19 protein-coding genes and 4 tRNA genes are annotated in these 24,628 nt (G+C 36.1%); 2 read left to right on the top strand and 21 right to left on the bottom strand.

The annotated features are described in order from the left end of the window. Positions 1-5 precede the first annotated feature (5 nt). The 11 genes from A9G45_RS06575 to A9G45_RS06525 form a co-directional block, all read right to left on the bottom strand. Entirely contained in the window at positions 6-1,322 is a 1,317-nt protein-coding gene (locus A9G45_RS06575; protein ID WP_065566491.1) for a DUF4225 domain-containing protein, read from the bottom strand. Between the two features lie 196 nt (positions 1,323-1,518). Then, entirely contained in the window at positions 1,519-2,817 is a 1,299-nt protein-coding gene (gene purD / locus A9G45_RS06570; protein ID WP_065566490.1) for a phosphoribosylamine--glycine ligase, read from the bottom strand. Between the two features lie 115 nt (positions 2,818-2,932). Next, positions 2,933-4,525 carry a bifunctional phosphoribosylaminoimidazolecarboxamide formyltransferase/IMP cyclohydrolase gene (purH, locus tag A9G45_RS06565; protein ID WP_065566489.1) on the bottom strand — a complete coding sequence of 531 codons (1,593 nt, stop codon included), beginning with the start codon at positions 4,523-4,525 and terminating at the stop codon, positions 2,933-2,935. Positions 4,526-5,375: 850 nt separating this feature from the next. Next, on the bottom strand, positions 5,376-6,281 hold the full coding sequence (gene era, locus A9G45_RS06560) for a GTPase Era (protein ID WP_065566488.1): 906 nt from the start codon (positions 6,279-6,281) through the stop codon (positions 5,376-5,378). Further along, a complete protein-coding gene (rnc, locus tag A9G45_RS06555; RefSeq protein WP_442903006.1) occupies positions 6,278-6,955 on the bottom strand; it encodes a ribonuclease III in 678 nt (225 codons plus the stop codon). The genes era and rnc overlap by 4 nt, the downstream gene beginning before the upstream one ends. A gap of 2 nt (positions 6,956-6,957) precedes the next feature. Further along, positions 6,958-7,959, bottom strand: coding sequence for a signal peptidase I (gene lepB, locus A9G45_RS06550; RefSeq protein WP_065566486.1), 1,002 nt, complete (start codon positions 7,957-7,959; stop codon positions 6,958-6,960). Positions 7,960-8,007: 48 nt separating this feature from the next. Then, the gene (gene lepA / locus A9G45_RS06545) at positions 8,008-9,804 is read right to left on the bottom strand and encodes a translation elongation factor 4 (RefSeq protein ID WP_065566485.1); all 1,797 of its coding nucleotides are present in this window, start codon (positions 9,802-9,804) and stop codon (positions 8,008-8,010) included. A gap of 149 nt (positions 9,805-9,953) precedes the next feature. Beyond that, the gene (locus tag A9G45_RS06540) at positions 9,954-10,937 is read right to left on the bottom strand and encodes a MucB/RseB C-terminal domain-containing protein (protein WP_081297845.1); all 984 of its coding nucleotides are present in this window, start codon (positions 10,935-10,937) and stop codon (positions 9,954-9,956) included. A gap of 6 nt (positions 10,938-10,943) precedes the next feature. Beyond that, a complete protein-coding gene (locus tag A9G45_RS06535) occupies positions 10,944-11,504 on the bottom strand; it encodes an RseA family anti-sigma factor (protein WP_176700715.1) in 561 nt (186 codons plus the stop codon). Between the two features lie 67 nt (positions 11,505-11,571). After that, entirely contained in the window at positions 11,572-12,144 is a 573-nt protein-coding gene (rpoE, locus tag A9G45_RS06530) for an RNA polymerase sigma factor RpoE (RefSeq protein ID WP_065566482.1), read from the bottom strand. Positions 12,145-12,364: 220 nt separating this feature from the next. Then, positions 12,365-14,848, bottom strand: a complete 2,484-nt coding sequence (locus A9G45_RS06525) for a class I adenylate cyclase (protein ID WP_065572383.1) — start codon at positions 14,846-14,848, stop codon at positions 12,365-12,367. Positions 14,849-14,961: 113 nt separating this feature from the next. On the opposite strand from A9G45_RS06525, the gene A9G45_RS06520 reads away from it, so the two are divergent. Then, entirely contained in the window at positions 14,962-15,573 is a 612-nt protein-coding gene (locus A9G45_RS06520) for an NUDIX hydrolase (RefSeq protein WP_065566308.1), read from the top strand. 363 nt (positions 15,574-15,936) lie between these two features. Next, positions 15,937-16,740 (top strand): YdgH/BhsA/McbA-like domain containing protein, encoded by an 804-nt coding sequence (locus A9G45_RS06515; protein ID WP_065566309.1) that lies wholly within the window; start codon positions 15,937-15,939, stop codon positions 16,738-16,740. 260 nt (positions 16,741-17,000) lie between these two features. Here A9G45_RS06515 and A9G45_RS06510 read toward each other — a convergent pair. The 10 genes from A9G45_RS06510 to A9G45_RS14420 all read right to left on the bottom strand — a co-directional run. Continuing rightward, positions 17,001-17,075, bottom strand: a tRNA-Gln gene (locus A9G45_RS06510). A 159-nt stretch (positions 17,076-17,234) separates the two neighbouring features. Further along, a tRNA-Gln gene (locus A9G45_RS06505) sits at positions 17,235-17,309 on the bottom strand. A gap of 26 nt (positions 17,310-17,335) precedes the next feature. Further along, positions 17,336-17,420: transfer RNA gene (locus A9G45_RS06500), tRNA-Leu, on the bottom strand. 37 nt (positions 17,421-17,457) lie between these two features. Further along, positions 17,458-17,534 (bottom strand) — tRNA-Met (locus tag A9G45_RS06495). A 116-nt stretch (positions 17,535-17,650) separates the two neighbouring features. Next, complete coding sequence (locus A9G45_RS06490; protein WP_065566310.1) at positions 17,651-18,748, bottom strand: multifunctional CCA addition/repair protein; 1,098 nt, start codon at positions 18,746-18,748, stop codon at positions 17,651-17,653. Further along, positions 18,749-19,366 carry a TIGR04211 family SH3 domain-containing protein gene (locus A9G45_RS06485; RefSeq protein WP_065566311.1) on the bottom strand — a complete coding sequence of 206 codons (618 nt, stop codon included), beginning with the start codon at positions 19,364-19,366 and terminating at the stop codon, positions 18,749-18,751. Positions 19,367-20,290: 924 nt separating this feature from the next. Beyond that, positions 20,291-22,006 carry a carbohydrate porin gene (locus A9G45_RS06480; protein WP_081297844.1) on the bottom strand — a complete coding sequence of 572 codons (1,716 nt, stop codon included), beginning with the start codon at positions 22,004-22,006 and terminating at the stop codon, positions 20,291-20,293. 594 nt (positions 22,007-22,600) lie between these two features. Then, complete coding sequence (locus A9G45_RS06475; protein ID WP_065566312.1) at positions 22,601-22,789, bottom strand: hypothetical protein; 189 nt, start codon at positions 22,787-22,789, stop codon at positions 22,601-22,603. Between the two features lie 224 nt (positions 22,790-23,013). Continuing rightward, positions 23,014-23,841, bottom strand: a complete 828-nt coding sequence (locus A9G45_RS06470; RefSeq protein WP_065566313.1) for a DUF6708 domain-containing protein — start codon at positions 23,839-23,841, stop codon at positions 23,014-23,016. 261 nt (positions 23,842-24,102) lie between these two features. Further along, positions 24,103-24,628, bottom strand: a 526-nt coding sequence (locus A9G45_RS14420) for a DUF6708 domain-containing protein (RefSeq protein ID WP_218057052.1), incomplete at its 5' end; no start/stop codon positions are given.

Genomic DNA, 24,628 nt, shown 5'->3' with positions numbered 1-24,628 from the left:
CGACCTTATTTTATAATATTACCCTCTCTATCTTTTCGATATGTTGAACCATCACTGCTTTCACAGCTATAATAATCGGGTGCATCGTCATTACCTATTGTGATTATCAATGAACAGTTCTCAACAATTTGTCCAGCATTAATAATTGTTTCAGGCTCTTTAACAACCATACTTACTTGTTTGCTATCTTTATTAAGTATAAAAGCGTTTATTGATTTTTTAGATAAATCATATAAAGCATTTATATCAATTATTGCTTCCAGAGCTAATAATTTTTTATTCATTTGTTTATAAGCACTTTCTAAATCATTGCGACCATACCTAAAGAGTTTAAATGTCGGATCACTCAATTTATTAAATTTTTTCGGCACTAATTTAAAGAGATTTCCTACTGACATCGTTAAATCTAAACTATCATAAGCTATATCGCCAATTGAAGGATCAAAACCTAAAGCCTTGGCTGCATATTGATACCCACTTCTTAAAGGTCCATCAACGTCCATACTTCTATTGCCGTCATCAATTTCGTTCATAACACCATTAACAATGCCAGCAGTTCCTTCATATATTCCATTGACACCATGTCCTACCATTAAAGCTCCAATGATACATGCAGGAAAACCAACAGCACAAAGTGCAAACCCACCTGTAATCATTCCCACACCACCGAAAATAGATAAACCGTTTTTAACCCATATAGCACTTTGTTCCCAAAAACTTTTTTCTTCATCCTCTATTTTTTTCGAACCCTCCTCATAACTCATCTCACCATTTTCTACTTTATCAACGATATTCATAGCAAAGTGATCTACATCATCAATAAAAGCTTGTTTTATTTCGCTGTAATAAAGGTGTTTTTCGCATACTTCGTGGGCGCAGTCCATTAAGCGTTTGGCGTCCAATCGAATTTTTGATGTGTCGTCACTCATTTCAAGTGATGAGTCACTTTGCGTATACATCAGATTTTGAAAGATAGGTAATGAGGTTTCTGGAGAGGTAGGTATTTTAAAACTTGCGCTTTTTGCTGATGAAGAGCTTGCAATATTCACATAAGCAAAGCTTTTAGTGGCGATAATTCGATTATTTCCTATTGGGCATCCACAAGCGACAATGCAACCATCATAGGCAGCCGGTTTACCATCTACAATACAATCATATGTTCCTTCAATAATGGAACCATATCCTTTTGTACATTTAGGACAACTTGCGTAATCGCCTAAGCATGCGATACTTTGACCTTGAGAAAAACCACTATTTGATGCAGAAATCACTTTACCACCAGTTGTCGTATCATCGCCCAATATGGCTAATAATTTATTCATCCCTTTTTCCTTTTTCTACTAAACAAATTTAATCGCTAAAATTTATCAATATAATCTATATAAAATTAAGCTTACTATTAAATATCGTTTTCTGATTAAAAAAAAATTGAATAAAAAACTGATAACTGTTGTGATAATTTTTCGTTTATACCTATTACAACGTCATTAAAAGTTATAATGACGTAACTTTAAAAAATTATGGTTTATGACTGCGTTGTTCTCGCTCAATCGCACGATAACCAATGTCTTTACGATAAAAACAGCCATGCCAGTAAATATCTTTTATTTGCTCATACGCTCGTTGCTGCGCTTCAAGTACGCTATTACCCAAGGCAGTAACACACAGAACTCGCCCACCATTGGTATATACTCGACCTTTTTCTAAACTGGTTCCTGCATGGAAAATTTTGCAATTATTGGTTGCCTTTGTGGGGAGTCCAAGAATCACATCTTGCGTATTATATTCGCCCGGATAACCGCCTGCAGCTAGCACTACACCTAAGGCTGATCTTGAATCCCATTTGGATTTGACGGTATCAAGCTTACCATCAATGGCCGCTAAACAAAGTTTCACTAGATCTGACTGCAATCGCATCATAATGGGTTGTGTTTCAGGATCGCCTAATCGGCAATTAAACTCAATAACTTTTGGATTGCCTTCTTTATCAATCATTAAACCAGCATATAAAAAGCCAACATAGACATTCCCTTCTTGTGCCATGCCATTAACGGTTGGGTAAATAATTTCATCCATAATTCGTTGAAAAACGGCATCAGTAACCACTGGCGCTGGGGAATAAGCGCCCATACCACCAGTATTTAAGCCCGTATCGCCATCGCCAACACGTTTATGATCTTGGCTTGTTGCCATTGGCTCAACATTTTTGCCATCAACCATGACAATAAAGCTCGCCTCTTCGCCCTCTAGAAACTCTTCAATAACCACTCGATGGCCAGCATCCCCAAAGGCATTACCCGCTAACATATCGCACACGGCATCTTCGGCCTCTTTGAGTGTCATTGCTACAATAACACCTTTACCCGCAGCAAGCCCATCGGCTTTAATCACAATTGGAGCACCTTTCTGACGTATATAAGCAATAGCGGGGTCAACTTCTGTAAAGTTTTGATATTCGGCTGTTGGAATATTATGTCGAGCTAAAAAATCTTTGGTGAATGCTTTAGATCCTTCTAATTGCGCAGCAGACTTTGATGGACCAAATATTTTTAATCCTGCTTTTTGAAAACTATCAACAACACCAATAACGAGTGGCGCTTCAGGACCAACAATTGTTAAATCAATTTGTTCTTGTTGCGCAAAATTGAGCAAACCGCCAACATCAGTTGCTTTAATATTAATATTTTCTAAACTAGGTTCAAGTGCAGTACCTGCATTGCCAGGAGCGACAAAGACTTTTGATACTAATGGTGATTGTGCGACTTTCCAAGCAAGTGCGTGTTCACGCCCACCATTACCTATGACTAAAACTTTCATAAAAGATCCTTTGAATACTAAAATCTGAAAAAAGGATTGTAAATTTTTATGTTTTACAAAACCCAGTGTAGTAATTTATTTTGAGTGAGTTAATGCCCACTCATTTTACTAACAATTAATGTCTAAAATGGCGCATATGAGTAAACATCATCGCAATATTGTGTTCATCTGCCGCTTGTATGACTTCGTCATCACGAATAGAGCCACCTGGTTGAATTACACAAGTTACACCTGCGGCAGCCGCAGCGTCGACTCCATCCCTGAATGGGAAAAAGGCATCGGAAGCCACAACACAACCAGCAACATTTAGATTCTCATCTTGCGCTTTAATTCCAGCAATTTTGGCTGAATAAACGCGGCTCATTTGACCTGCGCCAATACCTATTGTCATTTTATCTTTTGCATAAACAATGGCATTGGATTTAACAAATTTAGCCACTTTCCAGCAAAATAGTGCATCTGAAAGCTCTTTTTTTGTTGGTTTACGCTTAGTGACAACCGTTAATTGATGTTCGTCTATTGTGCCTAAATCACGTTCTTGAACTAAAAGCCCACCATTAACACGTTTAAAATCTAAACTAGCAGGCGATGATGTTGTCCACTCACCACATTCAAGTACGCGTACATTTTTTTTAGCTTGGATAATTGCAAGTGCTTCTTGAGTAACGGATGGTGCAATAATGACTTCTACAAATTGTTTATCGGCAATGGCTTTTGCAGTTTTAGCATCAAGTTGGCGATTAAAAGCAATAATGCCACCAAAAGCCGATGTTGGATCGGTTTTAAAAGCGTTTTCATAAGCGTGCAAAATATTATCACTGACTGCTACACCACAAGGATTGGCATGTTTTACAATCACACAAGCAGGTTCATCAAACGACTTCACACATTCAAGCGCAGCATCGGTATCCGCAATATTATTATAAGAAAGTGCTTTACCTTGCAGTTGTCTTGCTGTTGCAATTGATGCTTCTTTAACATTTTCTTCAACATAAAAAGCCGCTTGCTGGTGGGCGTTTTCGCCGTACCGCATATTTTGTTTTTTAATGAATTGTAAATTTAACGTTCTAGGAAACTCGCCCGCTGGCTCATTTGTTTGCCCCATATAAGGTGGCACTAATTTCCCAAAATAGTTGGCAATCATACCATCATATTTTGCTGTATGCTCAAAAGCTTTAATAGCAAGATTAAAACGATATTCAAAAGAAAGGGAATTGTGATTCTCATCCATCATATTGATAATATTGGTATAATCGCAACTATCAACTACAATGGCGACATCTTTATGATTTTTTGCGGCAGATCGAACCATTGTCGGTCCACCAATATCAATATTTTCAACAGCATCGTCCAATGTGCAATGCGGATTAGCAATGGTTTGTGCAAATGGGTAAAGATTAACAACCACCATATCGATAGGTTCGATCTGGTGTTGCTGCATAACTTTATCATCAATACCTCTACGTCCTAAAATTGCTCCATGTATTTTGGGATGTAGCGTTTTAACTCGTCCATCCATCATTTCTGGAAATTCTGTATAGTCAGAAACTTCGATTACGGGTATTTGGTTTTTGATTAATAATTTTGCTGTTCCCCCAGTTGAAAGCAGTTCCACATTTCGTTCTGATAAAGCTTTAGCAAATGCTAAAATACCCGTTTTGTCGGACACACTAAGTAAAGCACGGCGGATAGGACGAAACTGCTGCATAAGAGGCTCCGAAATTGATATCTAAAATTTAAATTGTTAAAGCATTATATATAAATTAGCAATAGATGTTTAGCATTAAGTTATTAAAAAATATCGAAACAATAAATGATAATATTTTGCTTTAATCGCAAAACTTATAGGTAAACTCACGTTGCAATATAAAAATAAAATTTTTACTGTTTCTTAATTGAACTGGTTTTAGGTGTGTTGTTTTTTATTTTTTGTAGATAAGATAAACGATTGATGATAACGCCTAAATTGGGAATATTGTGTAAAATCCCCCTACCCATACGCATGGCTTAGATAAAAATGCTTATTTTTCACTCAAAACAAAAAATCAAATAAAATCAATATCTTTTCTGACTGCTTTTTTAAGTGGCAAATAGCTTATTTTGGGAGGATTGTTATGGTTTTTGGCGTTTTGACTTTTGTAAATAAAATAAACGATTGATGATAACCGCCGATCTAGAGGATTTTATGCGCAATCCCCCAGTATCCCTCGTGCGGTTGCAGAATCATATCTTTTAACAACCATTGGCGGGTTAAAAATAGGAATATTTTTTCCTTAAAAAGAATTCAGAAAAGCAATTGATTTTATTTAAGTTTTTATTTGTGTTTTTAAGTTAAATCCAATAATTTTTGTAAAATGAATAGCGTTTCAGTATAAAATTCAATTTTGTTTTTGCTGGTATACTCTGCCATTGAATAAGACAAAACAACCTGTTTCAACTATAAACAATGAAAGTATTTTTCTATAAAAACCACCTAGTAAAACTTTAATTTTATTAGGTGGTTAAAGAAAGTTAGGTATCTTTATACCTAATTTGTTACAAAAAATCACTTAAAATTTTTAATCATCACTATAACCTAAGCTTCGTAAAGCTCGCTCATCATCAGCCCACCCTGCTTTAACTTTTACCCAAAGTTCTAAATGGACTTTGTTGTCAAAAAAGGATTGCATATCTTTGCGGGCTTCGATGCCTATTTTTTTGATTTTTTCGCCTTTATTACCAATGACCATTTTCTTTTGCCCATCGCGTTCAACTAAAATCAATCCGTTAATTCGGTACATTCCGTTGCGTTCATCCACTTTGAATTGTTCAATCTCAACCGTTACCGAATAAGGTAATTCATCACCTAAAAAGCGCATGAGCTTTTCACGGATGATTTCTGATGCCATAAAGCGTTGTGAACGGTCAGTTATGTAATCTTCAGGAAAGTGATGTTCACCTTCTGGCAAATGTTTTTTGACGATATCTTTTATAATATCAATACCTTCGCCTTTTTCAGCGCTAATTGGTACAACATCAATAAAATTTGCTTTTTGGCTGATCGTTTGTATATGTGGTAATAGTTGTGTTTTGTCACTAACGTTGTCAATTTTATTAATCACTAGCAATATAGGGCTTTTGCAGTCTTTTAACTTGTTAACGACCATTTCATCATCATCATTCCAATGTGTCCCTTCAACCACAAAAATAACAAGCTCAACATCACCAATTGAGCTACTTGCCGCTCGGTTCATTAAGCGGTTAATCGCCCTTTTTTCTTCAATATGAAGTCCTGGTGTATCAATATAGATAATTTGATCGTTATCTTGTGTGTCGATGCCGATAATGCGGTGGCGAGTCGTTTGCGCTTTACGTGATGTAATCGATACTTTTTGTCCAAGCAACTGATTTAATAGTGTTGATTTACCTACATTTGGCCGCCCCACAATGGCGACAAATCCGCAATGTTGTGTTGTTTCTATCATTTTATACCTAATTGGTTGAGAGCTTCTTGTGCAGCAGCTTGTTCTGCTTTTCGGCGACTTAAGCCCCGCCCCAAATACTCGTGGCTATCGTCGTCAATTTTACATTGAATTAAGAACTCTTGTTCATGATTATCACCTGTGACTTCAAGAATTAAATAACACGGACGAGGGCGATGAGTTCCTTGTAAATATTCTTGTAATCTTGTTTTGGCATCTTTTTGTTTAATGCCAGGTTGGATTTGGCTTAATCGAGTTTGATACCATGATAAGATTAACGGGCGTATTGTGTCGATGTCGCTATCTAAGTAAATGGCACCAATAATAGCTTCGACAGCGTCAGAAATAATGGATTCGCGACGAAATCCTCCACTTTTTAATTCACCTTGCCCCAAAATAAGGTGATCGCCCAACTTGAAATCTTTTCCAATTTCGGCAAGTGTTTGCCCACAAACCAAGGTTGCTCGCATTTGGCTTAGATCACCTTCATCTTGTTTGACAAAGCGGTGATAGAGTTCATCAGCAATGACGAAACTTAAAATAGAATCGCCTAAAAACTCTAAACGTTCGTTATGCAGTTTATTAGCACTTCGGTGAGTAAGTGCTAATTCAAGTAAAGAGAGATCCTGAAACTGATAGCCGATAGATTGTTGAATTTCAGTAAATGTTTTCATAATGATTAATGTATGCCACCAATACGATTAAAGCGGATACCCGTAGGCCATTCGTTTGGTTGTTTTTCAAAGCTGATCCAAATTGCTGTAGCTTTACCAACAAAGTTAGCTTCAGGCACAAAACCGAAATATCGACTGTCGCCGCTGTTATCACGATTGTCGCCCATCATAAAATAATGACCTGGTGGTACGATCCAAGTAGCATCAGGTTGACCATCTTGGTGATAATAATATCTTGGGTTTTCTTGTGAACCTTGTGTGATTAAGATTTCGTGCGCTCTGTCGCCTAAGGTCTCTTGTTGAATTTTCATATTCAATGTCACAATAGATTCAGAGTCGACAATACCTTTATCAGCATATTGTTCTACAGTATAAAAACTAGGGTTTGGTTTCAACTGTTCGTGAACTTCTTTCCAATTGCTTGGCTTAGGTTCGCTGTAATGCAAATCAAGTGGTTGCAATTGTTGGCCTTGGCAATTTATATCGGTTGGTTGGCAGGCCGGGTAGATTAGAACTTGCTTTTCTTTAACCTGATACACGATTTTATCGCCAGGCATACCAACAACCCGTTTAATCAGATCCATGCTTGGAATATCAGGGTGCTTAAATACAGCCACATCACCACGTTTAGGTTTTCCTGTAGGGATGATAACAGTATTGGTAATAGGATCACGCATGCCGTATGCATATTTTTCAACAGCAATAAAATCGCCAATTAATAACGTTTGCATCATTGAGCCAGATGGAATTTGAAACGGCTCATATATAAATGAGCGAATAACAAACACCACAAACAAAACTGGGAAAAATGATGATAAGTTTTCAACCCAGCCTTTAGGCTTGCCAACTTGAGCAAGGACTTTTCCATCGACTTCACCATCGCTTTGTGTGCGGATTTCTTCAACTTTGCGTTGTCTTGCTGGTTTCCATTTGAATTTTTCTAAAAACCAAAAAATACCTGTAATAAGTGTCGCTAATGTTAATATGATGGCAAATGTTCCAGCCATTTTTTTCCCTCTTTAAATAAATCTTTTTATCGATTTGTCTTTAATTGGTTAATCTTTCCCTACATGCAAAATCGCTAAAAATGCTTCTTGCGGTAATTCCACATTACCTACTTGTTTCATTCGCTTTTTACCTTCTTTTTGCTTCTGTAGAAGTTTCTTTTTACGGCTTACGTCGCCACCGTAACATTTGGCTAATACGTTTTTACGTAATTGTTTTACGGTTGATCGTGCTATAACATGATTACCAATAGCTGCTTGAATGGCGATATCAAATAGTTGACGGGGAATAAGATCTTTCATTTTTTCAACTAATTCTCGCCCTCGATATGGTGCATTATCTTTATGGGTGATTAAAGCTAATGCATCAACGCGTTCACCGTTAATTAATACATCCAATCTTACCATGTCGGCAGCTTGGAATCGTTTAAAACTGTAATCTAATGAGGCATACCCGCGCGATGTCGATTTTAACTTATCAAAAAAGTCTAATACAACTTCAGTCATTGGGATTTCATACGTTAAAGCAACCTGATTGCCATGATAAACCATATTGGTTTGTACGCCGCGCTTTTCAACACATAATGTAATTACGTTACCTAAATAAGTTTGTGGTACTAATATGTTACATTCAGCAATCGGTTCGCGTAATTCTTGGATGTTATTTACTGCCGGTAATTTAGCTGGGCTATCAACATAAATTGTTTCGTTCGATGTGGTTAGCACTTCATAAACAACCGTTGGCGCGGTAGTGATAAGATCGAGGTTGTATTCACGCTCTAAACGCTCTTGAATGATTTCCATATGTAGTAAGCCAAGAAAACCACAACGGAATCCAAATCCTAAAGCGCCTGAATTTTCTGGCTCATAAAATAGTGAAGCATCGTTTAGGCTCAATTTTCCAAGCGCATCACGGAAAGCTTCGTAATCGTCAGAACTGGTTGGAAATAACCCTGCGTAAACTTGTGGTTTGACCTTTTTAAAACCTGGTAATGGGGTTTGTGCAGGTGCTTTTGCCAAAGTCAGAGTATCACCCACTGGAGCGCCTAATATATCTTTGATAGCACAAACAACCCAACCTACTTCACCACAATTGAGGCGCTGTGTGTCTACTTGTTTTGGAGTAAAAATACCTAGCCTGTCCACGTTATAAGTCATGCCAGTACTCATTACTTTGATCTTATCGCCTTTGTTTAACTCACCATTTTTAATGCGAATTAGTGAAACTACACCTAAGTAGTTATCAAACCATGAGTCGATAATTAGTGCTTGTAATGGCGCATTTGAGTCGCCTTCTGGTGGGGGGATGTCGCTAACTAATTGTTCAAGTACATCAATAACACCAACACCAGTTTTAGCCGAACAGCGAACCGCATTACTTGCATCAATGCCAACAATATCTTCGATTTCAGCCGCAACACGTTCTGGTTCGGCTGCGGGTAAATCGATTTTATTAAGAACGGGGACAACTTCAAGATCCATATCTAACGCGGTATAGCAGTTTGCTAGTGTTTGTGCTTCTACCCCTTGCCCTGCATCCACAACTAATAATGCACCTTCACAAGCAGCGAGCGAACGAGATACTTCATACGAAAAATCAACATGCCCTGGCGTGTCGATAAAATTAAGCTGATAGGTTTCGCCATTTTTAGCATGATAATCAAGTGTTACACTCTGTGCTTTAATCGTAATGCCACGTTCACGCTCAAGATCCATTGAATCGAGCACTTGAGCTTCCATTTCTCGATCTGAAAGCCCGCCACAAATTTGAATGATGCGGTCTGAAAGCGTTGATTTACCATGGTCAATATGGGCAATGATTGAAAAATTGCGGATATTTTTATTCATATTAATAAATTAGTATCTTGGTTATTAACGGTTAACTATCTAAAGTGCCTTTTGGTTATTACCAGCATTGCTAATAATTACATAGTCAGAAAGAGGAACATTTTACACATTTATCACTACTAAGCATAGCGTTATCGAGAAGTTTGTCTTTATTTCTGGATAATATTTTGTGCAATACGCTCAACAGTAGTTTGTGGCAAATTACCAATGATGATAATATTTTTGTGCCCAAAGTTCGTTGAATAAATAGTCCGCCCGCCTTGTTGGATGATTTGATTTGATTGTTTAGCTTGCTCAGAAGATACATTAACCGTAAACGAAAACACACCATCTGAGTACAATTTAGTCGCAATATCAGAGCGATAAAAATTCAAATTATAGGCAGCTATTTCTTTAAACCCTTTAGGCAACCAAGCTAATCGCCATTGACCAAGCACATCTTTTTGCTTTTCAATCGATAATAAAATCGGATAAGTTCGGCTGTTGATGTAGTTTGCCAGTTCATTCTTATCAAAATCTTTCTCAAGTTGAACCACTTTTAGTTGGTTGATGACATCATTATTTTGATCTAATAAATCAATTCTCATCGGTAAATCGGTTTCATCATCAATCCAAATCACATAGCTATAACGGTCGTTATCTTTAGCGACAACTTTTACCAACTGTACACTTCGGTTAGCAGTTCTAGTTTGACCTAATTCAATAAAATCATAAATGTCTTTAAGCGCATCGAAATTGTTATAAATCACATCAGGAAAAGCTTCCAAAATACGTGAGCTTGTAATAGAAAATGATGGGCTATCAGGCTGAAAATAACTGGTGACGCCTTTATGTAAAATGATCTCTTTATCAGGACCTTCAAGATAACGCAAACACGCATTAATATCTTCTTTTTTAGTAGCGCCCAAATGGCTATATTCAAATGTGCTTACATATTGGTTTTTATCTTGAGATAAAAAGTAAATTCGGTAATCTTGCGTTTTTACAGCATGATTCATTCTATTTAAGCGTATTAGGGCATCGTCGGTATCTTGAGCAAAAATAGACGCTGAAAAAAACACAAAAAACAGAGCAAATATAATATTTCTGCTCTGTTTTAGAGAATATATAACAAAATAATGTAATGATTTCATTTCGAATTAACGAGCATTTAATCTTTTTTGTAATTCATAATCTTGTACAAGCAATCTAATTTTGTCATATTGGCGTTTTTCAAGTAATTGCTGATCGTTTTGTTGGTGAGTTCCCCCCACTGGTGCAAGGTTTACCCCTACTGGTACTGTATTTAATATAGGGCTTGCGTTAACACTATCTGCTTGTCCTTGATGATATTGCACACCAACAATAATGCCAAGGGTTACACACGCTGCAAGCCCAACTTGGCTAGCTTTAGCAAAAAAGTCTTTAACGTGAATCCACATGAGATTTTCAGATTTTGGTGGCGCAGTGGCTTCAACACTAGGTTGATTTGTCGGTTGGTTATATAAATCTTCAGCCATAATTACTTTAGCTACTTGCTTAGAAACATCTAGCGTTAATAAGCTACTATGCAACTCGCCACGCATTGTATTTCTTACCAGGTGGTAGCGCTGCCAGCATGACTGCAAACTTTCGTCATATGATATAGCATCGACAATATGATCATTGTCAAACTCACCGTCCATAAGTAATGAAAGTTGCTCTTTCTGTTCTATTTGCATAGTAAATACCTTAAATTTATGACTAATGCTTTCAATTTGTTTGTAACTGTTAACTTGTTTGTAACCGTTAACTAAGTAATGGTTTAATTTTTTCATCAATTGCATCGCGTGCTCTAAAAATACGTGACCGCACTGTCCCTACAGGGGTATCCATAATTTTAGCGATTTCTTCATAGCTTAAACCGTCAATTTCGCGCAACATGATTGCCGTTTTTAAATCGTCGGGTAATGCCTCTATCGCAGCAAATACTGTTTTTTTCACTTCGTCTGAAAGCGCTAAATTTTCAGGATTATCGAGATCTCTCAATGAATCTGCACCTTCGTAACTTTCAGCCTCGTTAGCATCAATATCTGATGCTGGAGGACGCCTTCCTTGAGACGCTAAGTAATTCTTTGCCGTATTAACCGCAATTCGATACAACCATGTGTAAAAAACACTTTCACCTTTAAAAAGGCTTAATGAACGGTATGCCTTTATAAAAGTATCTTGCACAACATCAGGAACTTCAGACGCTAATACATAACGAGAAACCAAATAAGCCAATTTGTTTTGATAACGAACAACAAGTAAATTAAAAGCGTTTTTGTCTCCCTTAAGAACGCGATCAACTAGTACTTGGTCTGTTACTTGCTCCCCCATTAAAGGCCATTCCTTATTGTGTTAATAACTGTCGTTCGGCCCAAATTTGCGCACACAAACAGTTAGATTCTTAAATTGAAAAAAAGTTCCCACTATTTTAATAGAAATTTAATTATTTTACTCATTAATTGTAAATATTTAATCTTTATATACTCAAAAATAAGTTTTTCTGAAGTTTTTTGACAACGATTACTGCAAATAAGATCGGGTTTCGATTTTTTTAATTAAGCGGAACGATCTCTCGCTCACCACGTTCATTATAAGTGATTTGATAAAATTGAGGTAGATTAAAATTAACCGAGCTACTGGTGGTAAACGTAAAACGATCGTCAGATAAAACATAAAATTCGTTGATATCTTTCACCATATTATCTCTTGAACCGTTGCAGTTACGATAAATTTCAACTTGATTATGTTCATTTAAGATGAAAAGATCAAAGCCCGAATCGGTATTTTCAAAGAAGAATTGAATAATCCCAGCATAAGCAACGCTATCAATTTCTTTCGGTAGTTCGTTAGTTTCGTCTAAAATATTCAGTGGCCTACCTTGTATTTTATTATTTGATACCGCGCCATAAAAATCAATTGCATTGTCAAATTGATGGCTTGATACACCTAGTCGTTCAAAAAACAGATACCAAGAAGCTCCTCCAACCCTTAATGGTTTGACTTGCGTTGAGTTGTTTTCAGTGGTGGTTAAGCGTAAATCAATACATTCATCCATTAGCTTTTTCATGTCTTGCTTGATTTCATTGCTTAGGTATTCACTATAACAAAAAATTTCGATTGAACTGGGCAAGTCAGCGTCTTTGTGCATACGATTTAACAAAGCCTTAATCGCTTCAAGCACCGATAGTGTACCACTAAAATGAAGTACGCGAATTTCATTCCATGAATTACGATAAAGAAGATCTATCGATCCCACCAAGCTCAGCTCATGCTGACCATAATTAAGCACGCTATTAGTTACTTGATCGTCTAATTCAATATTCACTGTTGGATCGTCTTCTAAATTTAAAATAATGGCTAAATGACGAATTTCACATGGTCCATATAACTGATCTTCAGTTGCTGTAGGTACATCAATAGGAAAATATTTTTTTAGATCCTCAATCAACTTATTAATTTTTGTGTTGTTTCGATTTTCTCCATCGCGATAATAAAAAGAGGTAGAATCAGCTATTAAGCCGTTAAAGTAACACCATCCTACTAGTTTTACTAAATATTTGCTGTATTCTAGATATTGATGACCAACAATTGATTTCAACATAGGTTTTTGATTGTAAACATACCACCCAGATCGATTAATGCGGTCTTTAGCAACATGAATAAATGTTAATACCTCTTCTTGTAGATTATCCGATATATTAAGCTTTAAAGTGGTAATCTTGCCCGGCAGTACTTCAAAAGCAGCATAAAGCTTTCGTGTTAATATCGCCAAATCTTTAGGGCTAATCTGTGAGTCTAAATTATTACGCCGACCAAAATTAAGTAAATTTCGATAACCCGCCATCATGGTGTGTAACAAAATTTCGTGCATTTCTCGAACTTGTCCTATTTTCCATTTTTGGCAAGCATCTAATTTTGCAATTTGTTGTTTATTCCATCCCCAGCTTTTAACTAAGTCACTCAGTATAGCACGGCGCCAAGAAGGTGATTTCATTGGAATAGAGAGCTTTTCATTTATTTTTAAATAAAAACAGTTGCGAATTAACTCAAGTCGTTGCCAATCGTTAATTTCAATAAGATATTTACTGATTCTATCTAATAACATGTAATACGAATCTAGATACATTCCATTATGTATTTCACCCTTTTGAATAAATTCTCTCATTTGATAAGCAACTGGCTTATTTTGGGGATAGATCCATGAATATGCTTCTAATAACATAGTTTTAAGCACAGCTTTAAAAGGTGAATCAATGCTTTTATAAAGTTGCCACAAACTTGCACCAAAATACTCTTCAGCTGATAGATTTGTTAACGGGCCAAAATCAATCCACTGATCTCGTTCAATTAAATTAAGATCAACCATGGCGTTAACACATTCTTCATAAGTGGAGTAAATGACGTTATTCACAGTAAAGTTATGGGGCACCACAAACCACAACAAAAATTTGCCAGCTAATAAATTTGCGGAGCGGTAAAACTCCTCAAGCAACAAAATGTGCTGTGCAGAACCACAATTTTCGCCCATTAAGCATTCATGATGTTTATTAATAAACCGATCGGCATCAACGACAAATAATGTTAATTTAACTTGCAACGTTGCAGCCCAGTCTTCAATTAGACGACATTTTAACTGTAAGAATTCTTTTTGTTGGTCAGTTAAACTATTTTCAATACATATCCAAATATCAAGATCCGATTGAACCGACTGCCCCATAGAACAGGTGCTGCCCATTGAATATAAAGCTGATATTGCAGGAGCTCGAGTCACTTTAGTTTTATTTTTGGTGGGAGCAAAATTAAATTTATGTTTAAGTAGTTTTTTTGTATCAGTAGATAATTGATAACAAGCAATCCCTGAAGGTATATTACCTTCCATATATCCGGGTAATTCAGGCGTATGATAGTGAAAAAGAGCAGGAAGCAACAAAAATACTTGTTGAAATTCATCAGGCATGCCAACAAGAGCTCGTTCACGCTTTAGATTGGCAAGCTCTTCAAGTTCTTTTTTTATGTTATTGATATAATATTGCATAGCTTCAATTAGGTAAAACACGCGTATTAAACTAACGCATTAGGTAAATCTAGCATGTTATTAGTGCAAGGTAAATAGGGCTAAAATTTAATCTTAGAGCAAAACACATTAATATGATCACAATTGAAAATATAACTAAACAAATCCAAAAAAAGCAGGCAACTAAATTTGTCGATAATAAAGCTGCGGTATTGTTACCAATCGTCGAGGTTAATCACCAATTGCATCTGTTATTTCAGGTCAGATCAGAAAAGCTAAAATGGCAACCTGGCGATATCTGTTTTCCTGGTGGTCGGGTTGAATTGACTGACCCAAATCCCCAATACACCGCCAAGCGTGAGACTGTTGAAGAATTAGGTATAGCCTACAATCAAATAACGATTTTAGGGCAATTACCTAAATTTATTGCAACATTAGGTATGATTATTTACCCATTTGTAGGCACAATAAGCTCGCTAAATGATTTGCAACTAAACCATGACGAAGTAGAACAAATCTTTACCGTTCCGGTTGAGTGGTTTATTCATAACCGCCCAATGAGTGCAACAATGTTTGTAGGGCATAAACCTGCCGATGATTTCCCTTTTAATATCATTACTAACCGTTCACAAAACTGGCAAAAACGATCCGAGCATCCCGTTTATTTTTATCAGTATCGTAATAGGGTTATTTGGGGATTAACCGCTCAAATTCTTATGCATTTCATCGAAACAATTCGTGAATAATCTATAGGGTAAATACAATTTTACAAAAGTAATCACAGATTTAATCAACAAAAAGTTAACACTTTTTTTAACAATTTATTTCATTTTAAGCAATTTGTGCTAGGCGCTATTCTATTTAATGAAAAGAACTTGAGGATTATCACTGAACATCTTATAACTATAGATAGTTGTTTTACAATTCATTCAAACCAAAACAACTATTATATGTCTTAACACTTTTTACAAGTAGACAAGGACAAAACATTCTGGAGCTCCACAAGTTAGAACATTCTCAAAGCAACACTATATTAATATATCTGTAAATTAAATAAGCGTTAACAAAGTGATTTTCTATTTTAATAATTCAAAACGAAGGATTCAATCATGAAACGTTTTACCAAAACTTCTATTGCTTTAGCCGTACTATTATCTTTACCCGTTGCGAGTCTTTACGCTGCTGAACCTTTGACAGACAAAGAAAGTAGGCATCTAGTGCCATTAAAAGAAATTTCAGTGACTGGCAGTTACTTACAAGCCGATAACGCAGCTAATGATATTTCACGCGCAGCCGACGAAGCGGGAGCTAAATATTACCACATTACTGCCATCGAAAGTCCAGCTAATGGCACTTCATCAGATCGCGCTATTGTTTATGCCAATATTTATCAATCTAATGCACCTATTGCCGTGCAAAAAGATGAAACCACCTATAATGGTGTAGTTTCTTATAATCGTTCAAAGGCACTTTACTATTTACCATTTGAAATTGTTAAATTTAAAGGTAATTACAATAACACATCCGAAATCACCCAAGCAGCAAGTAAATTAGCCGCTGAGAAAAATGCTTATGCGTTTTATATCGATTCAATTTCGTCGGCTAATGCCAGCAGCAGTCAAGCAGAGGATATCGAAGTTTATTTATACAAACAAGATGCACCAATTAGAGATTATATCGCTACAAATGCGATACAAGGTCAAGATGCTTACGAAATCAGTAGTGAAGCGTTTAAACATATGACCCCATTTAGTACAATTAGCTTCCATGGTGTATTTAACAATACTGCAGAAATTAGCTCGGCTGCACAAAAACATGCTATTGCTAATGGCGCCCATTTTTATTACGTAAAAGAAGTATCAACCAATCCTGCAAACACAGCGCAAACGGTGTTTGTAAGCCTATATAAATAAAGTCACAGTTTTCTAAAATAAGTTCTACATGAGCAATGTTTTTTGCTCATGTGGGCTTCACATCAAAAACGTTAATCTAAAACATTAGCTTTCATGGTAATTGCTTAATTATTAATATCAATTTTTAACTAAAATCGGTCAGATATCCCAAATTAAGCATACAGATAACATCCTGCCAATCTCATTTAGCAAAGACAAATAGATAGCAATTAGGAATTTCAATCGAAAGATACACTTTTGCAATCAAAATGATCAAAGCATGGCTGGGGTACCAGGATTCGAACCTGGGCGTGGCGGGATCAAAACCCGCTGCCTTACCGCTTGGCTATACCCCACTATAGAAAACAAACATCGTACACAATGTACGTTAGTGAGAACTAGAATAAATCTAGCATACCTACCAGTTCCATCTATATGCAATAGCATTAATGGAATCAGCATGCTGGATATAAAACAGATTATAGAGTAAGATATCTTAAATATGCATACTGGAATGGCTGGGGTACCAGGATTCGAACCTGGGCGTGGCGGGATCAAAACCCGCTGCCTTACCGCTTGGCTATACCCCAATTAAAGGATAAACATTAAGATTAAATGGTGCGGGTGGAGAGACTTGAACTCACACACCTTGCGGCGCCAGAACCTAAATCTGGTGCGTCTACCAATTTCGCCACACCCGCACTGGATACTTCCGGTAAAAGTATTACCTAATCTTAATGGTGGCTACGACGGGATTCGAACCTGTGACCCCATCATTATGAGTGATGTGCTCTAACCAGCTGAGCTACGTAGCCATTCATTCGCAACGTCGTAACCAACATTGCGAGGCGCATTATGCTTGTGTTACGGCAAATCGTCAACCCTTTTTTTAAGATATTTTGAAAAAAAGTTGCAATTGATTAAGATACAATCAAATCCAGTTTATTAACGCTTCAATCCGCCTTTTTTGTAACTCGCAATGGATTTGTTTTCCAGTATAACCATCAGCAATAATGTGTTGCACGTTAACACCATTGGCGATGCTATAAGCTTCTTTTAAATAATTTGCTTGTGTAAACGATGCTGTTTTAGCAAAAGCTTGGCTTGCGATGATTAATTGATTAAGGTGCGAAGGGTTGCGCCATACATCAATGTTATTTAACAAAGAAACAATTTGCTCAGCAGTGAGCGTCTGCGCTCTTTCAACATCGCCACGATATTGGCGAGTCATAATCGCAATTTTAGTATAGTTGTTAGGGGCTTTGATTTTTGCGCACAATGATTCAACTACAGACTTACTAGGCAAAAGCCCACACAATACAGCAAAACGTATAGTTAAATCGTCAGTTAGTAGGGTTGATTTCTTTAGCGCATCAAGAATATCAGCTGATAGGCATAATAACGGAAACAACAACGTAAGCGCCCCACATTGCTCAAGTACTTGAAAATAGATTTGAGGATTTGAAGTTGACAATGCTTTTTCTGTTTCCTTCCATACTCGTTCTGGCGTTAAACAACTCACCTCACCAGCTGATACCATTTGTTTCATTAAATCTAAGGTTTGTGGCGCAACAGTAAAGCCTAATTGATGAAAACGCGCTGCAAAACGTGCAACCCGTAATATACGTAGCGGATCTTCTCGAAAAGCAGGTGAGACATGACGTAAGATTTTATGTTTAATATCATCAACACCATGATAAGGATCGATAATATTGCCATTTTCATCCATGGCAATGGCGTTAATGGTTAAATCTCGGCGCATCAGATCTTGTTCTAATGTAATTTCTTTACTAAAATCACAAATAAATCCAGTATAACCTTTACCGGATTTTCGCTCAGTCCGAGCCAATGCGTATTCTTCTTTTGTTTTGGGGTGCAAAAATACCGGGAAATCTTTACCGACTTGTTGATATCCTAATGCCAAAAGCTCCTCTGGCGTAGCACCGACAACAACCCAGTCATGATCAACAACAGGCAGATGCAACAAACTATCGCGCACACTACCTCCAACAAGATAGATTGCACTCATCTATCGCATCCAACGATCTTTTTTGCGTCGACTAGGTATAATCCTTGGTAATATAAGCCCTAAAATAAGGCCACCACCAGCTACAAGACCACCATAGGTGAACCAAGTTACAATAAGATCAAGGCGTTTATCATCCACTTGATTCAGCATTGATTCAATTCGCGTCCCCTGCTCTTTGAGCTGTTGTTCTAAAACTTCATTTTTACTTTGAAGTGTTTCAATTGTTTTTTCCGCTGATTGCAACTTTTGGATGTATTCATTGACCAATTTCTGTTGGTTCGCATCGGCGTTATCGGCTTTATCTTTATATTCTGCAAATTTTGCTTCTAACTCAGGAAAGCGTTCTTTATAGCTAGCTTGTTCGTTTAGTTTAGCCGTTTCTATCCAAGCAACACTACCATTATTAAGTTGAATACGACTGTATTTACCATCTACACTTTTTTCTAGTTCAATGACCTTTTCTCCAGCTTTAACTGCATTAGAAAACGCATACTGCGAACCAGGGCCTCGCCGCAAATAAATATCAACATCATCTGTCACATATTTGTCTATAGCGTAACTATTAAAAGCAATCGCAAAAAGCGAAAGCATTGTGATAACATTATGTTTTTTCATCATATTTACAACAATAACCTATAAATATTTACATAATAACATAAATAAATGGTAATTCGCATAATCATTTTATTTGTAAGTGGTTATCAATCTTAAAATAAAGTTAATATCCCCAGAAATGGAATTGGTTGTATTTTGTGCTTTGTTAACCGCCAAATAAGGAATTAAAGATACCCTTTAAGACACATAGCCATATGAATCACCGCCTCAACAATCGCAATATAGATGTCTATTTTCGTACTGCACCTTAGCAGAGCTATATTATTTTGGTAAACGATTACAAAACTCACAACCACAAACAATTGACAAGTTGAGCCCAACTGAACCTAATTGTTGTATAAACGCCAATATGCCATCTACTCTGTGCCCAGAAGAAAGTTTAGGTAATTTTATGCACGTCAGGGCTTGAAAGTTACCAAAATAGTAAAGGCTAACTACCAATCTTTGCAATAAAAAAACTTTTTAAAACCGATAATAGCATACTATTATTAGCAAAGATTGTATTGCTAAACTGTATTAAACCAGTCACTTTATTTTAGATAAAAGAGGCATATTGTATATGCCAAAATACTTTAATCAATTTAGGTGAAAAACCATATTAAGTTAATCGATTTTCAGTGATATTGCTTATTTTTCAGCGAACACAAAAGCTCATGGCGTTTAGTGACTACTGGATTAAAGAATTCTTGCCTCACAAAACCCCAATAACCCATTATGGTTCTTCATAAAAAAATCGCCACACGCGAACATCACTTGCAAAATTTCATGTTTATATACCAGCTTTAGCTAAAAATAACGTAGGTCTACAGTAGGTCTACACCAGTAAACCGTTAACTTTTCATCTGAACTATATAAATAAGCGGTATTGAGCTAAACCTATAATAAAGTTCAGATGATAAGTTTTATATCATATCTATAAAATTACAATTAAAACCAGACTTCGGTTTGTACACCAAAACTAATTTGATGATCTTTACCATTAAAATCAAACTTACTGATATCATTTTGTAATGCCTCTATATAAGAAACATAAAAACGGATATCGGGCCGTGAAGATAAAATACTTTTTCCAACTTTGAACGAATGATAAAGCGTGGTTTTGTATCCTTCTTCAACATAAGTTTTATTTTTGACTTTGTTCTTTTGTCGAAAATAACCAAGCTCAACACCACTTTGATTATAAGTATCCCAGATATAAGCTGGTCTTATAGCTGATTTAAAGCTTGTAAAATCGGTATGTGGGCGGTTAAGATCGTAAGAGTAAACATCATTACCTGAAGTTAACGCCAAAGCATGAGCCACAATAATATCATTACTTAGATAAGCTTCCCCTTCTGATACAAAGCGATAAGCTTTACCTCCTGTATGCGTACCAATATAGTCATTATCTGAATTACTGGCAAATTCTGGATTATTCGTATTAATATTTGCTAACTGTGAAGCAACAGAATTGGTTGCTGTCTGCAATGTAAACTGATTAAATCCACCAAAAAATTTATTTTGACGCAAAACAAAACTACCAAGCCAAGCATTTTTTACAGATACATTATCTTGGATTTTAGATTTATTTGGAGCTGAATAACGAGCATTCACCCCAAGCGTTGCATCTTTCCATAATGGAATATCACGATAGCGGATTTCTAGTTCGTTTAAATCAACTTCTTCTTTTTTATGTTGAATAATTTCATTGCCATTGCTATCTATTTTAGCTACTCCTTTTTTGCTCTTTACATTTACATCTGCTCTTACTAAAGCGACATCAAAAGCGCCGATACCGACTTTAAGATTTTCAACACCAATCCCCCCACCAGCGGGTGTTTTTTGGGTTTTCCAATCAAGCATTTGAATTTCATTATAAGGTAATGAGTGCTTACCAACCCATAATTTTGCATCAGGAAAACTTGGTACAAATCCTTTTGTTTCTAAATAAATATCTGAAAATTGCATAAGATTGTCATCTTGAGTATTAAATAACCCCGCAGCTTTATTTGTCGCTACGTTTCCATCAATCATAACAATAGTATCAACACGTCTTCCATCTTGATCATAGATTTTTTGCTTAAAGACAAGATCATACCAACCGCCATATTCATTACCAAATCGACCTAATGCTCCTTCAGCATAATTCTTAGGTTTACCATTACTTGAAGTTGACCAGCCACCACGAAAATAACCATTATAAGAAAAACCAATTTCATCTTTAATATAGTCTTTAAATTCAGCTAAAGTAAATGATCTCTTTTCTGGTGGATTTTCACCTAGCACGGTGTCTGCTTTTGGTGTATTAACTAGCACAATTTGATTATTACTTATTTGTGTTGGGTTACTAGGTGGCTGTTGCTTTGTAAGTACTGCCTTTTGGCTATTTTTAAGCGATTTTTTCTGATTATTTATAACAATTTGTTGTTTTTGAAGATGATTATTTAATTGAGCGAGCTGTTTATTCGACTCAATCACTTGCTTTTTCAAATCATTAGACTCTTGACTAAGTGCTAATAATTTTTGTTCTAATAATGCAATTCTTGCTTCTAATTCATCTTGAGTAGCAGCAATAGCATTTGGTAAATAACATAAACAAAGCATCGTCATTAAAACAATTCGTTTTGGTTTTACTTTACATACTGTTTTTATTGAATATTTCATTTTTCTCTACTCATTATTTTAAAGAATAAATAAAATCTTTTAGATTTAAAACAAAAAAAACCTAAAGGGTAGCCATTACTGCCCTTTAGGTTTTGCCCGCTATAGATCGGTAACAATCCAATGCTTTTTAATAAGCAATTTTAATATAGCGAATAAAAACGATTGTTCAAAAGCTAAACACTAATAGTGTGATTGATATCACATTAAAAATTATCATTTTATATACAACATCGGCACGATTACATAAATGCTAATTATTCCGCTTTTTTTATCGCATATAGCTTATAAGTGATAAAAATTAATGAAGATATTCATAATTAGCATGAGTCAATATTACCTAGTAAACCAAATGTGTAGGGGGAATAGATGAACACGGTTCTAAATGGAATTATAAATAGGCATAGTTGGAATAATTTATCTGCTTTAAGCCTTAACCGGCGCAAAAAAATTTTTATTTAAAAATGGTATGCCCATACTTTTGGTGCTAAAAAGTGCGAACATACCAAACCAGTGATCGATAAGAGTAAAATTATCGTATTTTTTGCCACTTTTATTAAGTATAAACTCAATAGAAATAAAACAACACCCAAGCACCTATAGCATTTCATTTCTAACTAATAGCAGAGCAGTACCAATACCTAAAAATAAAAAACCAAACAATCTAGCTAAAAAATAACCTTTGTGCTCCATATCCCACATACCAAAAGCACTTTTTAACTCACCTAAGACTTCAAAAATATTGATCGTTGCAAAGGCTCTTGCTACGATTTTAGAAATCAACATATTTAATGTTAACTTGGCGTTAATTTCGGATATAGTCAGCCCATTTTGAATTGGCTTATCGCTATTGGTTGTGGTTTTATCAGTAAGATAATTCGCCGATGTGGTTAAGGTAAATTCGTCTGGCTCGTCAATTTTGTTATAATCAGGCTCTGGCAGCCTTGTTATTACATTACGGTTGCTATCATACTTATCAAATTACCCGCCCCCGCCTAAGCTATTAAAACTTATTGTTTGACATGATGCCGTTGTTTAATTTCAGCGAGCTCTTCTAATGATGTAGCATTAAACGCTTCTACCATCCATTCGGGCCAGCCTTGGCCGTCAATCCTATGTGCTTTAAATTCCTCCTCTTGATCTGACTTATATTCACCATCATCAATATTGGCTGATTTATAATACACCATAAAACTATTAATCCATCCCCAAACAAATGTACTACCAGCGCCTGCTCGGGCAGGATCTAGCATGATATGATCAATCACTTGATGCGTACCGGGTTGGCACACCATTAACACAGTCGAGCTTAAAGCATTACGCGACATATTATGGATAATAACACCATGCAAATCATCCCAATCATACTCTTTTATTCGGCGTTTTTTCGGTTGTAAAAATACTGCAGGATGGCGTAATATTTTAAAGTTAAAAAAGTCACTTTCGTTAACATAGACTTTACCCGTTTTACGGTTAAATATAATGGGGCTACCACGATGGGAAAAAGCGTTTTGATAGAACTCTGGAAGTGCATATGAATAGATAACAAATGAACTTAATAACATGCCAAATAATACTATAAAAAAAATCTTTAATTCAGATTTTTTTAGTAATATTGAAAAAAAATCAAAACTAAAAAAGACTAAGACCATAAACATTAAAATTAATGATATAGATAAACACAAATAAAGAATCTGATCAGAAGGAATCTTACGAATAAAGGCACAGTAGTTATTATTGGCATAGCTTAAGCGACGATCATGCAGGGGCACTAAACGTGGGCCTTTATCTAGATCACCAAACCAACCAAAAATTTGTGGACGGTATTTTGATGGCATTTTATTCTCCTTTTATTTATTCTTCCTGCTTCGGTTAATGATGAGCGGAATTTCGCCATCATCTTGTGCATTAGGGCAGATATTGATTTGATAGTTATTTATTAGATCATAAGCAAAGGTGCCCGCTACCCAGGTTATCAGCGTTAGATCACTACCTGGCTGGTTAGAATCGTTTTTTTTTACTTCAATTTTTTCAATACCGGTAAAATTAGATTGCTATACCACTTTGCCCATGCTTGCCAAACTGCAACGGCTTTTGGGCTATTGCGTTATATTGTGCCGTTGTTTAATTTCGGCGAGCTCTTCTAATGATGTAGCATTAAATGCTTCTACCATCCATTCGGGCCAACCTTGTCCTTTAATAATTTGGTCTTTAAATTGGGTTTCTTGTTCCCATTTGTATTTGCCGTCGTTTAGGCCAGCTAATTTGTTCGCGCACATAAAATTATTAACCCAACCCCAAACCAGATAACTACCTATGCCGACACGTAATGGATCTAATAATATATGGTCGATTGTTTTATGGCTATGGGGCTTGCATACCATTAAAATAGTGGTATTGAGTGAGTAGCGTGAAAAGTTATGCACCACCACCCCTTGTAAATGGGCCCAGTCATATTCTTTTATGCGTTTTTTATTGGGATGCAAAAAGGTTAACGGATTGCGTAACACTTTAAAATTAAAAAAATAGCTTTCATTGATATACACTTTACCCGTTTTACGATTAAAAATAATGGGGCTTCCTCGGCGTGTAAAAAGATTATGGTAAAATTCTGGTAACATTAAA

It is taken from the genome of Gilliamella sp. HK2, assembly GCF_001690265.1.
Classification (GTDB): domain Bacteria; phylum Pseudomonadota; class Gammaproteobacteria; order Enterobacterales; family Orbaceae; genus Gilliamella; species Gilliamella apicola_C.
The sequence above is the reverse complement of the archived record's forward strand: the minus strand, read 5'-3'. Positions and strand labels throughout refer to the sequence as shown.

What these genes read in the sequence shown, in the direction of transcription:
- era (WP_065566488.1), bottom strand. Translation starts at nt 6,281, where the DNA reads ATGATAGAAACAACACAACATTGCGGATTTGTCGCCATTGTGGGGCGG.
- A9G45_RS06535 (WP_176700715.1), bottom strand. Translation starts at nt 11,504, where the DNA reads ATGCAAATAGAACAGAAAGAGCAACTTTCATTACTTATGGACGGTGAG.
- A9G45_RS06490 (WP_065566310.1), bottom strand. Translation starts at nt 18,748, where the DNA reads ATGAGTGCAATCTATCTTGTTGGAGGTAGTGTGCGCGATAGTTTGTTG.
- A9G45_RS06525 (WP_065572383.1), bottom strand. Translation starts at nt 14,848, where the DNA reads ATGCAATATTATATCAATAACATAAAAAAAGAACTTGAAGAGCTTGCC.
- rpoE (WP_065566482.1), bottom strand. Translation starts at nt 12,144, where the DNA reads ATGGGGGAGCAAGTAACAGACCAAGTACTAGTTGATCGCGTTCTTAAG.
- A9G45_RS06515 (WP_065566309.1), top strand. Translation starts at nt 15,937, where the DNA reads ATGAAACGTTTTACCAAAACTTCTATTGCTTTAGCCGTACTATTATCT.
- purD (WP_065566490.1), bottom strand. Translation starts at nt 2,817, where the DNA reads ATGAAAGTTTTAGTCATAGGTAATGGTGGGCGTGAACACGCACTTGCT.
- A9G45_RS06475 (WP_065566312.1), bottom strand. Translation starts at nt 22,789, where the DNA reads ATGTTGATTTCTAAAATCGTAGCAAGAGCCTTTGCAACGATCAATATT.
- lepA (WP_065566485.1), bottom strand. Translation starts at nt 9,804, where the DNA reads ATGAATAAAAATATCCGCAATTTTTCAATCATTGCCCATATTGACCAT.
- A9G45_RS06520 (WP_065566308.1), top strand. Translation starts at nt 14,962, where the DNA reads ATGATCACAATTGAAAATATAACTAAACAAATCCAAAAAAAGCAGGCA.
- A9G45_RS06540 (WP_081297845.1), bottom strand. Translation starts at nt 10,937, where the DNA reads ATGAAATCATTACATTATTTTGTTATATATTCTCTAAAACAGAGCAGA.
- A9G45_RS06575 (WP_065566491.1), bottom strand. Translation starts at nt 1,322, where the DNA reads ATGAATAAATTATTAGCCATATTGGGCGATGATACGACAACTGGTGGT.
- purH (WP_065566489.1), bottom strand. Translation starts at nt 4,525, where the DNA reads ATGCAGCAGTTTCGTCCTATCCGCCGTGCTTTACTTAGTGTGTCCGAC.
- A9G45_RS06480 (WP_081297844.1), bottom strand. Translation starts at nt 22,006, where the DNA reads ATGAAATATTCAATAAAAACAGTATGTAAAGTAAAACCAAAACGAATT.
- A9G45_RS06470 (WP_065566313.1), bottom strand. Translation starts at nt 23,841, where the DNA reads ATGCCATCAAAATACCGTCCACAAATTTTTGGTTGGTTTGGTGATCTA.
- lepB (WP_065566486.1), bottom strand. Translation starts at nt 7,959, where the DNA reads ATGGCTGGAACATTTGCCATCATATTAACATTAGCGACACTTATTACA.
- A9G45_RS06485 (WP_065566311.1), bottom strand. Translation starts at nt 19,366, where the DNA reads ATGATGAAAAAACATAATGTTATCACAATGCTTTCGCTTTTTGCGATT.